Below are 17843 nucleotides of genomic sequence, written 5' to 3'. Positions count from 1 at the left end.
TGATAGGTCGAAGGTGTAAGTGCAGCAATGTATTTAGCTTATCGATACTAATAGGTCGAGGACTTGACCAATATTTATTTGATGTTCATTGATTAAAATATATATGTAGTTTTTAGAGTGTTAACTCTAAAGAAGCTAGTTTTACTAGTTATAAAAATTTAATGCGGGTGTAGCTCAATGGTAGAGTTCTGGCCTTCCAAGCCAGCTGTGAGGGTTCGATCCCCTTCACCCGCTCCAAAAGATTATGTGGTTACAATAGCAGAGAGGATACACCTGTTCCCATTCCGAACACAGAAGTTAAGCTCTCTAGCGCTGATGGTACTTGGTGGGAAACTGCCTGGGAGAGTAGGACGTAGCCACGTAATCTTTTTTTGTATAAAATTTTATAAAAATGTAATTATTATATGTTTTTATTTGTCTTTTATAGATTTTTTTGGCAATAAATGATATAGTGAATATAATTAAATATTTAAATATTTAATTTTTTTTGTTTTTTTGTAAGTTTATTTTTATAAATTTCTTTAAAATTTTTGGGAGATACACTTTGACATACGTTTTAAAAGTAATTCTAACAGTAAGTAGGACAAAAAATAAATAAAATAGAAATTTGTGTTAAATAAGGAGATTAATATGAAAAAAAATGCAAGATTAATAACAACAGGAATTCTTTCAATGGCAATTGTTGCACCTACAATGGCATTTGCTACTGAGTCTAATGCTATGGAAAATAATGATAATTTAAATATAAATTTGGAGAAAAAAAGTATAGTTTTAGGAAGTACATCAAAAGTAAGTGTGAAATTTAAAGAAAAGCCAGATGCTGATAGCATTACATTAAAATATAAATGCTATGACATGCCACTAGATACAACTCTGAACTACAATCAATCAACTGGATTATATGAAGGAACAATAAACTATAATAAAGACCCAGAATATTTAAATGTGTGGGAATTACAGGGTATAACAATAAATAGTGCAACTAATCCTAAGACTTTAGACAGACAAGAATTAGAAGCTATGGGATTAAATTTAAAAGATTATGATGTAACACAGGAATGTATAATTGAAGACATAACTTCAAGAAAAGATGTAAGCAAATATATGAGAAAAACTTCTGCACCTATTACAGAACTTACAGGAAGTGATAGATATGAAACAGCAGTAAAGATAAGTAAAGAAGGCTGGAAAAATGGTTCAGATAAAGTAATTATAATAAGTGGAGATGTAAGTATTGATGGTATTATATCAACTCCACTAGCAACTACATATAATGCACCAATACTTTTAGTTGAAAAAAACAATGTACCAGCCAGTGTAAAAGCAGAATTAAAGCGTCTAAATCCTAAAGATGTAATAATAATAGGAGATGAGAATTCTATTTCTAAAACTACTGCTAATCAAATAAAATCAACTGTAAGTGCTAGTCAAACACGTTTGAATGGTTCTAATAGATATGAGACATCTTTATTGATAGCAAAAGAAATAGATAAAAATCATGATGTAGATAAAGTATATATAACAAATGCAAATGGTGGAGAAGTAGATGCACTTACTATAGCAGCAAAAGCAGGTCAAGATAAGCAGCCAATTATATTAAGTGATAAAGACAGTCTTACAAATGATACATACAAGTGGCTACAAAGTGAGGATTTACAAAGTGCCTACTTTATAGGTGGTCCTCAAATGTTATCAACAAATGTTATCAATAAAATAAATGATATAACTAAAGATAGTGTTACTAAAAATAGAGTATATGGAGCAGACAGACACGAAACAAATGCAAATGTAATAAAAACATTCTATACAGAGGATGAATTAGAAGCTGTTTTAGTAGCTAAGTCAGATGTACTTGTTGATGCTTTAGCAGCGGGACCATTGGCTGCTAGTTTAAAATCTCCAATACTTATAACACCAAAGACATATGTATCTGCATATCACAAGGATAATTTAGAAGCAAAATCTGCTAATAAGGTGTATAAGATAGGAGGCGGCTTGACTTCTAAGGTAATGAATTCTATAGCAGCGTCATTGTCTAAGCACAATACAACACCAACAGACCCAGGAACTAATAATGGAGCAAAGACAGTTATGATTGACCCAGGTCATGGTGGTTCAGATACTGGAACTACAGGTAAACCATTAGGTGGAATTAAAGAAAAAGATTATACTTTAAATACTTCACTTGCAACAACTGAGTATTTACGCTCAAAAGGAATAAATGTAATTATGACTAGAGATACAGATAAGACTTTATCACTTGGAAATAGAACTGCCTTATCCAACTCTTTAAGACCAGATTTATTTACAAGTATACACTATAATGCATCTGATACAACTGGAAATGGAGTAGAAGTATTTTATAAACTTGCAGATAAAAATGGTGGAACTACTAAAACTGTAGCCACAAACATATTAAATAGAATTTTAGAGAAATTCAATCTTAAAAATAGAGGAATAAAAACAAGAACACTATCAACTGACCCTACAAAAGATTATTTATATGTTTTAAGAACTAATGATATGCCAGCTGTACTTGTAGAATGTGCATTTTTAGATAATGAGAAGGACATGAGTTTATTAAATACATCATCAAAAGTAAAAGACATGGGTACACAAATAGGTAAAGGTATAGAAGAGTCATTAAAATAGTATATAATGAAAATACTTAAAAACTCAGCATAAATTAATTTATGACTTTAGATTTAGTTTAAATTCATAAAATAAAAATATAATTCTGTTATTAATAAAGACTATGTATAGATTTTTGCATATATAAGTGCAAATAGCATATACATAGTCTGTTTTGTAGTTAAGTTCTGATTGATAGGATTAAGGTACGAGTATAGCAATGTATTTAACTTCTCGATATTAATAGGTCAAGGACTTGAACAATATTTATTGACTTACAAAAAATTGGTATAAAATTCTACAAAATATAATCATTATATGTTTTTATTTGTCTTTTATAGATTTTTTTGGTAATAAATGATATAGTAGAAATGATTAAATATATTTAATTGTGTTTATTTTTTGTAATTGTTTATTTTTTGTAATTTAATTTTTAATAAATTTTTGCAAATTTGGGGCATACACACTTTGCTGTGTTTTAAAAAATTAAAAAGACTAAAAAAGCAAGGTAGAAATCTATGTTAAGTAAGGAGATTAATATGAAAAAAAATACGAGATTATTAACAACAGGAATTCTTTCAATGGCAATTGTTGCACCTACAATGGCATTTGCTACTGAGTCTAATGCTATGGAAAATAATGATAACTTAAATATAAATTTGGAGAAAAAAAGTATAGTTTTAGGAAGTACATCAAAAGTAAGTGTGAAATTTAAAGAAAAGCCAGATGCTGATAGCATTACATTAAAATATAAATGCTATGACATGCCACTAGATACAACTCTAAATTACAATCAATCAACTGGGTCATATGAAGGAACTATCAATTATAATCAAGATCCAGAATATCAAAATGTGTGGGAGTTACAAGGGATAACAATAAACAGTGCAAATAATCCTAAAACCCTAAACAAACAAGATTTAGAAAAGATGGGATTAAATTTAAAAGACTACAATGTAACACAGGAATGTATAATTGAAGACATAACTTCAAGAAAAGATGTAAATAAATATTTGAGAAAGACTTCTGCACCTATTACAGAACTTACAGGAAGTGATAGATATGAAACAGCAGTTAAAATAAGTAAAGAGGGCTGGAAAAATGGTTCAGATAAGGTAGTTATAATAAATGGAGATGTAAGTATCGACGGTATTATATCAACTCCACTAGCAACTACATATAATGCACCAATACTTTTGGTTGAAAAAAATAATGTGCCTGATAGTGTAAAATCAGAATTAAAACGTCTAAATCCTAAAGATATAATTATAATTGGAGATGAGAATTCTATTTCTAAAACTAGTGCTAATCAGATAAAATCAGCTGTAGATTCTAATCAAACACGTATAAATGGCTCAAATAGATATGAGACATCTCTATTGATAGCAAAAGAAATAGATAAAAATCACGATGTAGATAAAGTGTATATAACAAATGGTAAGGATGGAGGAGAACTAGATGCACTTACTATAGCAGCAAAAGCAGGTCAGGATAAGCAACCGATTATAGTGACTGATAAAGATAGCATTACAAATATTACATATAAATGGCTGGAGAGTGAGGACTTACAAAGTGCTTATTTTATAGGTGGTTCTCAAATGATATCAACAAATATTATCAATAAGGTAAATGATATAACTAAGGATAATGTTGCTAATAATAGAGTATCTGGAGCAGATAGACATGAAACAAATGCAAATGTAATAAAAAAATTCTATACAGAAGAGGAATTAGAAGCTGTTTTAGTAGCTAAATCAGATGTACTTGTTGATGCTTTAGCAGCAGGTCCATTAGCTGCTAGTTTAAAATCTCCAATACTTATAACACCAAAGACATATGTATCTGCATATCATAAGGATAATTTAGAGGCTAAGTCTGCTAATAAAGTGTATAAGATAGGAGGCGGATTGACTTCTAAGGTGATGAATTCTATAGCATCATCATTATCTAAGCATAATACAACACCAATAGACCCAGAAACTAATAATGGAGCAAAGACAGTTATGATTGACCCAGGACATGGTGGTTCAGCACCTGGAGTAGATGGAACATCATTTGGAGGAATTTTTGAAAAAGATTATACTTTAAATACTTCACTTGCAACTACTGAATATTTACGTTCAAAAGGAATAAATGTAATTATGACTAGAGATACAGATAAAACTTTATCTCTTGGAAGTAGAACTGCCTTATCTAACTCTTTAAAACCAGATTTATTTACAAGTATACATTACAATGGCTCTACTAATAAAAAAGGTCATGGAGTAGAAGTATTTTATAAGCTTAAAGATAAAAATGGAGGAACTACTAAGACTGTAGCTACCAATATATTAAATAGAATTTTAGAGAAATTTAAACTTACAAATAGAGGTATAAAAACAAAAGTACTTAAAAATGACCCTACAAAAGATTATTTATACGTTTTAAGAACTAATAATATGCCAGCTGTACTTGTAGAATGTGCATTTTTGGATAATGAGAGTGATATGAAGTTAATAAATTCACCTGCAAAAGTAAAAGAAATGGGCACACAAATAGCTAAAGGAATAGAAGAATCATTAAAGTAATTACAAATAGGGTGCTTAAAATTTAATATAAATTTATGATTGTGAGTTTATATTAAAGCTATAATTTGAAATATGGGTGTGTAAATATATAAAGACTATATATACATTGTTGCATATACCAATGCATAACAGTGTATATATGGTCTTTTTTGTAGTTAAATGCAATAATTTGATTGTATTTTGAGAAATGCACAATATGATATAATTAGATAATATACACTTAATTTAATTAAGGAAGGTGATTATGTGGAATATTTATTTAAAAAAAGCAGTCTAAAAAAAGATGAAAATGAATCCTTAGGTAAATATAAGGAATTGTTAGATAGAACTGAAAATAACTCAAGGAGTATTATTTTATTAGTAACAAATAACAATACTAGAATAAGATATGAGAGGTCATTAGAATTAGATTATAGTGAAGAATTAAAAATAACAACATATATAGGATTTGTAAAAAAAGAATTATTAAAATACTGGGCACTTATAATAGAAAAATGTGAAGGAATAAATAAAAAATCTATATCTCCAACATTTATATCAAATAGTTTAAGTGAATATTTAATAATTAAAAAAGTTAAGGAAAAAAGAGTGAAAGAAGGATATTTTGAAGATATCACAGGAACAAATAAATCAATCGCAAAAAGTATAATTACAAATATAAATAAGTCAGCATTTAATTTAATTGACTTTGATTTTATTGGAGAAAAAATATATTCATCAAAGAAAAATAGAAATAGTATCTATAGATTTTCATATACTCAGATGGATGAAATTATATCATATTACATAAATACATTACTTTCAAATTCAATGTTAGATAATGCATTGAGTGTGTATCTATATAATAATTACCTTCTTAATGATGAATTTTATTTAAAAATTTTACTTAAAGAATTGAGATATATAGTAGTTGATAGTCTTGAAAATTCAAGTAATGCAGAAGTAGATTTTATTGAAAAGGTATCAAGTAATGTATTAGAAAGCTATATATTCTTTGATTTTAGTAAAGATTATTCTGTGTTTAACAATACTGACATGGATTATATAAATGAAAAGATAATATCTAAAATTAAATTTAAAGAAGAAATTAACTTTAAAAAAAGTAATATAAAAATAGAAGATTTATATTTATTACCTTCAAGTATAGAATTAAATCAATCAAGTCAACTGTATAATGAAATGTTAGATTTAGTGAGTGAAAAGGTTATAACTCTTATAGAAAGTGGTATATCTCCAAAAGATATAGCAATTATATCACCTATAAACAATACAATATTGGAGTATCAAATTAAGGATTCTTTGAGAGAAAGAAATATAGATGTTTTCAACACTAAAAAAGATAAAAAAGCTATAGATTATCTATATGGAAATGCTCTAGTGGTTGCTACTTGCATATTTTATGGATATTTAGACTTTATAAAAGATGAAGAATATATAAGTTTTTTAGAGACCATTTTAGACATAAACAGAATAAAAGCATTTAAGATTTTTAAAGAAACAAGGCATTTAGAAGTTGATAAAATAGAAGGATATAATCAATATCGTGATATTTTACAGTATATTGAAGAAAAGAAGAAAAGTGACATAAAAATACATGAATTTTTAATTCAGTTTTATATAGATAAAATGTTAAATTTAAAAGATGGTAAAAAGAATGTTGGCCTATGTAAACAAATAATAGCTGAAAGTGAATCATTTAGTGAAAGTGCAGACCTACTTGGATTGAAAGAGGAAAAGATTTTTATAGAAGCTTTAAAGACGACAATAAATGATTATTATTCTGTTATTGATATAGAAGAGTTAAAAAGCAAAGATAAAATAGTAATAACGACTCCTTATTCATATATATCATCAAATATAGATAGAAGTATTCAAATATGGGTAGATATAGGAAGTAATTCTTGGAATATGAAAATAGAAAAAGATATAAGTAATTTAATTGTACTTAGAAAATCTTTTGAAGAGAAAAAAATTTATACAAATGAAATGGAAGAGTACTACAAGAAATACTATCTATATAATACAATATATAATTTATTGTTAAGTGCAAATAAAGTTTATGCATATAAGAGTGAATACACAATTAATGGTTATATTCAAGAAAGTATGCTATATAGTATACTTTTGAAACTCTCACATAAAGGGGATAAAATTTATGATTAATATAAATTATAGAGAAGACCAAATACCAATAATAAATTATGAGGATGGAACTATGGCAGTTCCAGCAGTTCCTGGGGCTGGAAAGACATTTATAATAACAAATTTAGTAGCTAAACTACTACTTGAACAGAAACATAAAGGTGGTAAAATATTAGTTCTTACATATATGAATAGTGCTGTAAATAATTTTAAAGGTAGAATAAAAAAAATACTTGAAGAAAACGAAATAGACGATATTAACTCATATGAAGTAATGACTATACATAGTCTAGCTGTAAAAATAATAAAAGAAAAACCCGAAATAGTAATGTTGAGTGAGGATTTTAATATAGCTGATGATTTACAAAAAAGTATTATATTAAATGAATGTATAAATAAATTTAGATTTGATGGAGGAGAAAGAGCATTTAGATGGTTTCTAAAAGAGCAAAAAGATGAGAGATGGAAAGAGATAACTCTTGAAGCTTGGGAGAGAGGTTTTTTTGAATTTGCAGGAAATGCTATAAGTGAACTTAAATACAAGGGAATTTCTCCAGATAAGCTTGAAGAGATACTATCAAGAGGACACAAAGGCATGCTTAAAGTGATTTTGCCAATATACAAATTATATGATAGAAAATTAAAGCAAAATGGCTTGCTAGATTATGATGATATATTAATTTTAGCAGAAAAAACTTTAAGCTTAGATGAAGGACTTAGAAAAAAATTCCAAACTAGATATAAATATATTTTTGAAGATGAATGTCAAGATTCAAATGAAATACAAGGGAATATAATAAAAATTATATCGAGTGAAAACAATAATTTAGTTAGAGTGGGAGATATAAATCAGAGTATAACAGGTACATTTTCATCATCAGACCCTAAGTTTTTTAAAGAATTTGTAAAAAATGCAAAGTGTTGTTATAGGATGGATATGTCAAATAGAAGTTCAAAAGATATACTAGATTTAGCAAATACACTTGTAGAGTATGTCACAAAAGAATTTAAACAAGAAGAATGTAGATATGCTCTTGAGGATATGCAAATAAAAACTGTTCCAACTGGAGTGGGATATAAAGAAAACCCTAATCCAGAGCATTATAATATAAATGTAAAATGGTATGATAGTTGGAAAAATGAAATAGAACAAACTGCTAAATATGTTAAAGGTATAAAAAAGAAATATCCAGATAAGAGTATAGGGATACTAGTTCCATTTAATGAACAAGTTACACAAGTTGCTAAGGAACTTAGAGAGTATAATCTAACATTTGAAGAATTGGGTCCAAACTCTTTAAGTAAAAGGAAGGTTATAAATAACATAGCTTCTATTATAGATTTTATGCTAAACTGCGATGATATAGAAAAATTAATAACCGTACTTGATAAGGTTTTTATAAATACAGATAATGAAATAGAAGAAAAGAATTTTTTAGACGGATTAAAAAACTATACAACAGAAGAAATTATATATGATTTTAAATTTAATAAAGATAAATTTGAACCACTAGAAATTAATGAGGAAAGCAATATATATACAAGTTTTAAAGATGGTATAGATATTATAAAACAGATATTAGAATACCCAATAATAAGGTTAGACCTGCTGATACTATTTATTGGTAAAAAGCTTAACTTAGAAAAAGAGGATAAAGCAGTATTAGATTATATATCTTTTTATATAAAGTATTTAGTTTCGGAAAATATATATATGGACTTAGAGGATGTTTACAATGTTCTATTTGATGTTAAAAATAAGGTGTTTAATCACATAATAGATGTAGTTTATGAGATAAATGGATATGAGCCAGAACCTGGTAGCATAACACTATGTAATTATCATAAATCAAAGGGGATGGAATGGGATTGTGTGTTTTTATTAGGTCTTGTTGAATATAATTTCCCTGACAATATTACTCAGAAATTTCAGAGTGATAAATGGTACTTAAAAGAAAAATACAAAAACCCAATGGCTATTATTAAGTCAGAAATTGAAGCTATACTAAAAGGGAGTATTTCAACTGATTACGCTTATCAAACTAAAATTGATTCTATAAATGAGAAGATTAGACTTTTATATGTAGGAATCACTAGGGCAAAGGAGATGTTAGTACTTTCAGGGAGTGCTTATAGAGATGAAAATGATATAGGAAATAAAAGAAAAGAACAGAAACCATGTGTCTATTTAAGAAGGCTGAATCGACATATTATTGAGAAAAGGTCAAATTAACATATAGATGAGTTAAGTTGATATATTGTTGAAAGAAAGTTAAGTTAACATATAATGAGTTCAGTTACTATGTTGTTTAAAGAATGCCAAATTAATATATAATAAATAGTTATTAAAAAATAAAGTTAAGAGAGAAGTGATATGATTGAATGATAAATTAAAATATTTTTCCTATAGTCAAAATTCAATTAACACATATAAGTCATGCCCACTAAAATTTAAGTATAAGTATATTGATAAAATAAATTGGAAAAATGATGATATAGGTAGTAGAGAGTATTATGATAGTTTAAAAACTGGAAGAGACTTTCATTTAATTTGTGAAAGATACTTTAGTAATATACCACTTGGAATCTATTTTAATGAAGATGACAAAAATAGTAAAAGATTTTTAAAATGGATTGAGAATATAAAAAAAATTGTTCCCATCGAAAAAGAAAAAATATATTTACCAGAATATGAAGTAAGGATGAATTTAAATGGGGACATATTACAAGCAAAGTATGATTTAATTGTAATTGGAAAAGGAAATATAGAGGTATGGGACTGGAAAACTGAATCTAAAAAGATTAACCATAAAAATGTAGAAAGTAGGATTCAAACAATAGTTTATATGTTTTTGGCAAAAGAAGTTATACCGAAAGTTTTAAAAATAGAAGTAAATGTTAAAGATATAAGTATGAAATATTACCAACCTGAATTTGATGATTTGCCAATTAATATCTCATATAATGAAGAAAAACATGAGACAAATAGAAATAAAATTCAAAGCTATATAAACATGATAAAAAGTACTAATTATGAAGAACATACATACGAACACAATCTATACAATGATATAGAAAAGGTATATAATAAAGAGGAACGTATGTGCTATAGAAATAAAAGTCATTGTAAGTATTGTGAATTTAATAAACTATGCAATGGCAAAGAAATAGATTATAGTATTTTGGAGGCGGAAATTTATGGGACTTAGGTTTATATTAGGTAGATGTGGAAGTGGAAAATCTACATATATATTAGATGAAATTAAAAAAGAATCTCAAAAAAATGAAATGACATCTGTTATACTTTTAGTTCCAGAACAGTATACATTTGAAGCTGAAAATAGAGTAAGCAAACTATTTTTAGGCGGAGAAAAGGACAAGTATTTAAGAGTTAGAGTACTTAGTTTTAAAACACTGAGCAACATAGTTTTTTCTCAAACAGGAGGATTAACAGATGTAAATATAAATTCTAGTGGAAAAGCAATGATGGTGTATCGAGCGATAGAAGATGTAAGTGAAGAGTTAAATGTATTTTCAAAATCAAAGTCACAATCTGGTTTTGTAAGTTCAATTACAGATATGATATCAGAAATGAAACAGTACAATATAAGCCCTGAAATGTTAGAAAACATATCTGGAGAATTAGAAAATGAGACATTAAGTTTAAAATTAAAAGACATAAGTAAGATATATAATTCTTTTGAAGGAAAATTACATGAAAATTATATAGATGCTCAAGATATGTTGACTTCATTATCAGGCAAAATAGAATTGAGTAACTATTTAGAAGGAGCTTATGTTTATATAGATGAGTTTACAGGTTTTACACCAAATCAATACAATGTTATAAAAAGTATATTAAATAAAGCTAAAGATGTTAGCATATCTTTGACTGTAGATAATGTTAATTATATTGGATATAGTAAAACAGATGTATTTTCTAGAACTAAGTTTACTTATTCAAAATTAACTCAATTATGTAATGAAGAAGGAATAAAAATATTACCACAAGTAAATTTGAATACAGGCGTTATAAAAAGGTTTGAAGAAATTCAAGAGTTACAACATTTAGAAAAATTTTATAATGCTTATCCATATAAAACATATATAAATCCAACTAAAAATATAAAAATAAAAGAATTTAATAATCTATATTCAGAGGTAGAAGAAATAGCTAAAGAAATTGTACATTTGGTTAGAGACAAGAATGTTAGGTATAGAGATATAACTCTTGCTACAAGAGACTTAAATAGATATGATTTTTTGGTACATTCTATATTTAATGAGTATAATATACCTAACTTTATAGATAAAAAGAGAGAGGCAAAAAGTAATCCAATAGTCATATTAATTATTTCAGCTTTAGAAATGAAAAACAGACGATATGGATATGAAACTATGTTTAGGTATTTAAAGAGTGGTCTTATAGGAATTGATAATGATGATATAAATTTGCTGGAAAATTATGTACTAGCCAATGGAATTAAAGGTAAGAAATGGTTTGATGAAAAATGGGATTATAGAATAACGCAAAGTCTTTCTAATGAAGAAAGTGAGTTCGAGTTAGAATTAAAAGATAAAATAAATGAGATAAAAAATAGAGTATTAGAGCCAATAATAAATTTACAAGAAAAACTAAAAGGAAAAAATAGAGTAAAAGAAATTTGTAAGTATATATATGAGTTTTTACTAGATATAAGTATGCCAGAAACGATAGAGAGTTTAATAGTAAATTTTAAGGATAAAGGAGAACTTGATGTTGCTAATCAGTATTCACAAGTTTGGGATATAGTAGTGGATGTTTTAGACCAAATGGTGGAACTTATGGGTGAAGAAATAATATCCTTAGAAAAATTTATAAAATTAATAACTCTTGGATTTGATGAGTATGAGTTAGGGCTAGTTCCTCCTAGTATAGATCAAGTACTTGTAAGTAGTGTGGATAGGATGAAAAATCCAAATACAAAATACTTATACTTAATAGGAACTACTGATGGTGTATTTCCTTTAATTACAAAAGATAGTGGAATATTAAGTGATAATGATAGGGAAAGTCTTGGAAATAAAGGTATTGAAGTTGATATAGATAGTAAAACTAGAAGTTTTGAAGAACAATTTTTAGTATATAAAGCTCTTACTTCAACATCTGAAAATTTAATTATAACATATCCTATATCTGACCATGAAGGTAAGACACTTAGACCTTCAATAATTATATCAAGATTAAAGAAGATATTCCCAAATATAGAAAATAAAAGTTATTTAATAGAAGAAGATAAAAGAACTAATGAAGATATACTTAAAAAAATAACTGTAAAATCACCTACATTTAATGAGCTTATAAGTGTAATAAAAAACTACGATAATGATGAGTACAGCAAAGAAGAAATTAATAGTATCTGGTTAGATATATATAGATACTATCTAAAGGATGAACTGTATAGTTCTATAACAAAAAAAGTTATAAAAGGTCTTAGTTATACTAATCAAGTTCATAGAATTGAAGAGAAAAAAATAAGGTCATTATATAAAAGTAATTCTCTTAGTGTGTCTAGGCTTGAAAAATATGCAGAGTGTCCATTTGCTTATTTTATACAATACGGTCTTAAAGCTAGGAAGCGTAAAGAATATTCATTTACACCACCAGATTTAGGAACCTTTGTTCATAATATTTTAGATAGATTTTCAAAAGAGCTATCACAAGATAATTTATTGTGGAAAGATATTGATGAGGAATATATAGAACTAAAGGTAGGTATTATAGTTGATGAAATAATCTCAAAGATACCAGGGTATATATTAAATAGTTCTGAAAGATATAAATATCTTGCATATAGATTAAAGAATATGCTTACAACAGCTATAAATATAATTAGCCAACAGATAAAACAAGGTTCATTTGAACCTGTAGATTATGAAGTTAAATTTGGTAAAGACGGTAAATACCCTCCTATAAAAATAGTTTTGAATAATGGAGAAGAAGTAAATTTAATTGGTCAAATAGATAGAGTAGATGAATTTGAAGAAGGTGAAAACAAATATATAAGAATAGTAGATTATAAATCAGGTAATAAAACTATAAATTTAACAGAGATATACTATGGTCTACAATTACAATTACTTGTGTATCTTGATGCAATCCTTGAAAGTGTAAAAGAAGAAGATATAAATTTAAATCCAGCGGCAATATTATATTGTAGAATAAATAATCCAATAGCAAAGTTTAATGAAGATAAAGATGATACTGAAATTCAAGAAGCTATACTAAAAGAACTTAGAATGAAGGGGCTTGTGGTAAAGGATTCTCATATAATAAAAGAGATGGATAAATCATTAATAGATGGAGAAAGAAAAAATTCCTTAGTAATACCAGTAGGTCTTACAAAGGATGGAAATGTAGGTAAAAGTACATCTACAGTAAGTTATGAAGATTTTAGGTTACTTAGAAAATATGTAAAACATGCGATAAAGGATTTATGTGAAGAAATGTTAAGTGGTGAAATAAAGATATCTCCATATAAACATAAAGAGGGAACATCATGTGATTTTTGTGATTATTCAGCTATATGTCAATTTGATTCAACTATGAAAGATAATAAATATAAAATTTTAAATAATAAGAGCAATGAAGAGATAATAAAAATGATGGAAGGAGATGTTGATTGATGAGTTCTCCTAAATGGACAAAAGAGCAAACAGAAGTTATAGAAAGTAGAGACTGTAATTTACTTGTTGCAGCAGCTGCTGGGTCGGGAAAAACAGCAGTACTGGTTGAACGTATAATTCAAATGATAACAAGTAGAGAAAATCCAATTGATATAGATAAATTATTAGTAGTTACATTTACTAATGCAGCTGCATCAGAAATGAGAGAGAGAATAGGTGATGCTATAGGAAAAGCATTAGATGAAAATCCAGAAAATAAGCATTTACAAAATCAACTTGTTTTATTAAATAAATCAAGTATTACAACAATACACTCATTTTGTTTAGATGTTATAAAATCGAACTTTCATAGAATAAACTTAGACCCTAATTTTAGAATAGGAGACCAAACTGAATGTGCTATTTTGAAACAAGAGGCAATCGAAGAAGTATTTGAAAAATTATATGAAGAAAGAGATGAGGGTTTCTTAAATTTAGTTGAAAGTTATGCAGAAAGAGGAGGAGACAAAGAAGTTCAGGATATTATTCTAGGAATATATTCATTTGCAATGGCTTCTCCTGAGCCTAAAAAATGGCTTATTGATTCAGCAGAGAGATTTAACATTGATGAGGATTTTGATTTTTCAGAATCTATTTGGGCTAGAGCTATATTAGATACTGTAAAAATAGAAATTGATGGAATTTGCTCAAATATGGAAAAGGCCTTAAAAGAAGTTAAGTCAATAGATGAACTAGAAACTTTTACAGAGAAGCTGTCGATTGAATATAAGAGAATGGTCGATATTTCAGAAGCATGTAATAAATCATGGAATGAGGCATATAAGAAGATGTCAAGTATGTCTTTTGAAAACTATGTCAAAGGTATAAAAAGGATACCAAAAGATGCTCCTTCATATATAAAAGAGTCAAAAGAAAAAGCAAAAGCAATAAGAGACAAAATTAAAAAATCTTTAGAAAGTATAATAAATTCTACGTTTAATAAAGATAATGAATCTATTAAAGATGAAATTAAATATCTTTATAATATAGTTAAACCAATCTCTAATATTGTTCTGAGATTTGAAGAAGAATACAGCAATAAGAAAAATGAAAAAGGAATAATAGATTTTAATGATATAGAGCATTTTGCCTTAAATATACTTACGAATATAGATGAGAACGGAAATATCATACCTTCTGATATAGCTATGGGGTATAGAGATAATTTCTATGAAATATTTATAGATGAATATCAAGATAGCAATCTTGTACAAGAAGTACTTCTTAAAACTGTGGCAAACATAGAGACTCCAAATAGATTTATGGTTGGCGATGTAAAGCAAAGTATATATAGATTTAGACAAGCAAAACCAGAGTTGTTTTTACAAAAGTACAATAACTATAAAGATGAAAAAGGAAGTTCTCACAGAAAGATAATGCTTTATAAAAACTTTAGAAGTAGGGAAGAAGTTGTAGACTCTGTAAATTATATATTTGAAAATATAATGAATGAGAATATAGGAGAGATTGAATATACAGAAAAAGAAAGACTTAATTTGGGTGCAGATTTTAAATCAGATTTAGAGGAGAACTCTATTGTCGGTGGAGCAACAGAAATACACCTTATACAAAAAAATACTAAACCTAGTAATGATATTATAAACAATAAAGATAATAATGCTAATAATGAAGAAAATGAAGCAGAAGAAGATGAAGAACTAGACAACATACAACTTGAAGCTAGAATGGTTGGAAAGATTATTAAGGATTTAATGAAAGCCAATGAATATGGAAAGATTCAAAAAGTTTATGATAAAGGAATTGATGCCTATAGACCTGTGGAATTTAAGGATGTAGTGATTCTTTTAAGAGCTACATCTGCATGGGCACCTGTGTTTGCAGATGAGTTGATGAATATGGATATACCTACTTATGCTGATGTTGGAGTGGGATATTTTGATACAATTGAAATAAAAACAATACTATCATTACTTCAGATAATAGATAATCCAATGCAAGATATACCTCTTATAGCTGTGTTAAAGTCACCTATATTTGGATTTACACCAGAGGATTTAATTGACATTAGAATTCAAAATAAAGATAAAACTTTTTATGAAGTTTTAGAGAGTACATCAGAGTATGATGAATTTACAGATTCACAGAATGAAAGTAAGTCGGATTTTGTACCAAGTGAAGAATGTATAAATAAAAGTAAAGACTTTCTGATTAAACTAAAGGAATTTAAAGAGAAATCAATGTACATGAGTACAGATGAATTTATATGGTATTTATATACAAAAACTGGATATTATGCTTATGTTGGAGCATTACCAGGTGGAAGTCAAAGACAAGCTAACTTGAAAGTACTTTTTGAGAGAGCAAAACAATTTGAAGAGACTAGCTTTAAGGGAATATTCAATTTTGTAAACTTTATAGAAAAATTAAAAAAATCTAGCTCTGATATGGGGAGTGCAAAAACACTTGGAGAAAATGCAAATGTTGTTAGAATAATGAGTATCCATAAGAGTAAAGGTCTAGAATTTCCAATAGTTATATGTTCTGCTATGGGAAAAAATTTCAATACTCAAGATTTTAAAAAGAGTATTTTATATCATCATAACTTAGGATATGGACCTCAGTTTGTGGACTATGAGAGACGAATTTCTTTTCCAAGTATAGCTAAAGAAGCACTAAAAAGTAAAATAAATATAGAAAATTTATCAGAAGAGATGAGAGTATTATATGTTGCATTTACAAGAGCAAAAGAGAAACTGATTATAACAGGCTCTACTAGAAATGTACAAGATAGCATGAAAAAATGGTGTAGTGGAATTGAAAATTTAGATACAATATCACAATATGAAATACTAAAAAGTAAGAATTTCTTAGATTGGATAATGCCTTGTGTATTAAAACATAAAGATTTATCTAATTTATTGGAAGATATGGGATTAGATGTACCATTTAATGTTGAACATAATTCAAAATGGTATGGAAAGTTATGGAATAAGGATGATATTTTAATACAAAAGAAAAATGATGAAGAAAAAGAAAGTATTGAAGAAGTTCTTGAAAAAATAGATGTAGAGGAACCTGATAGCGATTATTATACTGAAATAGAAGAAAAGTTAAACTATATATACCCATATGAATTTAGTACAAAAAAACCTGCTAGTATATCGGTTACAGAAATAAAAAAGATACAAAATAATTATGAAGAAGAGTTGATAAATACTATATTTGAACAAAAAATAAACTTAAAAAAACCTCTATTTATTCAAAATGATGAAGAAAAAGAAAAAATAAATGGAGCAGAAAGAGGTACAATAATTCACTTAGTTATGGAAGTTTTAGATTTAAAGAAGGTAAACAACATAAATGATATAAAGATGCAAATAAAAAGTTTTATTTCAAAGGGTATAATAACAGAAAAGCAAGCTAGTATAGTAAATCCTTATAAAATATATAAATTTTTTACATCTAACATAGGAAAAAGGATGTTAAATGCTGAACTTATAAATAGAGAAAAAGCAATTTATGCACAAGTAAATATGAAAGATATATATATTTATGAAGAATTGATAAAAAATGATGATAAGAAAATTTATGACAAAGAAAGTGTCATGTTAAGAGGTATAGTTGATGCTTATTTTGAAGAAGATAATCAGATAGTTTTAGTAGATTATAAAACAGATTTTGTAAATGAGGAAAATATAAATCAGATAATAGAGAAATATAAAAAACAATTAGACTTATATGCAGATGTTATTGAAACTTTAACTGGAAAATCAGTAAAAGAAAAATGTATATATTTATTTGGAGTTGATGAGGCTGTTTGTTATTAATTATTTTGAT

The 17843-nt window shown here is 27.1% G+C and carries 7 protein-coding genes, 1 tRNA gene and 1 rRNA gene; all 9 read left to right on the top strand.

The features are described 5' to 3' along the window. Positions 1-163: 163 nt before the first annotated feature. Positions 164-237: transfer RNA gene (locus KGF36_RS06130), tRNA-Gly, on the top strand. Between the two features lie 8 nt (positions 238-245). Beyond that, a 5S ribosomal RNA gene (gene rrf, locus KGF36_RS06125) occupies positions 246-362 on the top strand. 268 nt (positions 363-630) lie between these two features. Continuing rightward, complete coding sequence (locus KGF36_RS06120) at positions 631-2652, top strand: N-acetylmuramoyl-L-alanine amidase (RefSeq protein WP_227826998.1); 2022 nt, start codon at positions 631-633, stop codon at positions 2650-2652. A gap of 518 nt (positions 2653-3170) precedes the next feature. Next, positions 3171-5198, top strand: a complete 2028-nt coding sequence (locus KGF36_RS06115) for an N-acetylmuramoyl-L-alanine amidase (RefSeq protein ID WP_227826999.1) — start codon at positions 3171-3173, stop codon at positions 5196-5198. 246 nt (positions 5199-5444) lie between these two features. Continuing rightward, positions 5445-7361, top strand: coding sequence for a hypothetical protein (locus tag KGF36_RS06110; RefSeq protein WP_227827000.1), 1917 nt, complete (start codon positions 5445-5447; stop codon positions 7359-7361). Further along, positions 7354-9573, top strand: coding sequence for an ATP-dependent helicase (locus tag KGF36_RS06105; RefSeq protein ID WP_227827001.1), 2220 nt, complete (start codon positions 7354-7356; stop codon positions 9571-9573). The genes KGF36_RS06110 and KGF36_RS06105 overlap by 8 nt, the downstream gene beginning before the upstream one ends. A 145-nt stretch (positions 9574-9718) precedes the next feature. Continuing rightward, entirely contained in the window at positions 9719-10549 is an 831-nt protein-coding gene (locus tag KGF36_RS06100) for a PD-(D/E)XK nuclease family protein (protein WP_227827002.1), read from the top strand. After that, positions 10539-14006: a helicase-exonuclease AddAB subunit AddB gene (gene addB / locus KGF36_RS06095; protein ID WP_227827003.1), complete on the top strand. Its 3468-nt coding sequence runs from the start codon at positions 10539-10541 to the stop codon at positions 14004-14006. The genes KGF36_RS06100 and addB overlap by 11 nt, the downstream gene beginning before the upstream one ends. Next, on the top strand, positions 14006-17833 hold the full coding sequence (gene addA / locus KGF36_RS06090) for a helicase-exonuclease AddAB subunit AddA (protein ID WP_227827004.1): 3828 nt from the start codon (positions 14006-14008) through the stop codon (positions 17831-17833). The genes addB and addA overlap by 1 nt, the downstream gene beginning before the upstream one ends. The last annotated feature ends 10 nt before the right edge of the window (positions 17834-17843 follow it).

Source organism: Clostridioides sp. ZZV14-6009 (assembly GCF_020658095.1).
Taxonomy (GTDB): Bacteria; Bacillota; Clostridia; order Peptostreptococcales; family Peptostreptococcaceae; genus Clostridioides.
Note: the sequence above shows the minus strand (reverse complement) of the source record. Positions and strands in the feature narration are given on the sequence as shown.

Bases quoted from the DNA above. Each gene is read 5' to 3' on its own strand.
- KGF36_RS06120 (WP_227826998.1), top strand. From the start codon at position 631: ATGAAAAAAAATGCAAGATTAATAACAACAGGAATTCTTTCAATGGCA.
- addB (WP_227827003.1), top strand. From the start codon at position 10,539: ATGGGACTTAGGTTTATATTAGGTAGATGTGGAAGTGGAAAATCTACA.
- KGF36_RS06105 (WP_227827001.1), top strand. From the start codon at position 7,354: ATGATTAATATAAATTATAGAGAAGACCAAATACCAATAATAAATTAT.
- KGF36_RS06115 (WP_227826999.1), top strand. From the start codon at position 3,171: ATGAAAAAAAATACGAGATTATTAACAACAGGAATTCTTTCAATGGCA.
- addA (WP_227827004.1), top strand. From the start codon at position 14,006: ATGAGTTCTCCTAAATGGACAAAAGAGCAAACAGAAGTTATAGAAAGT.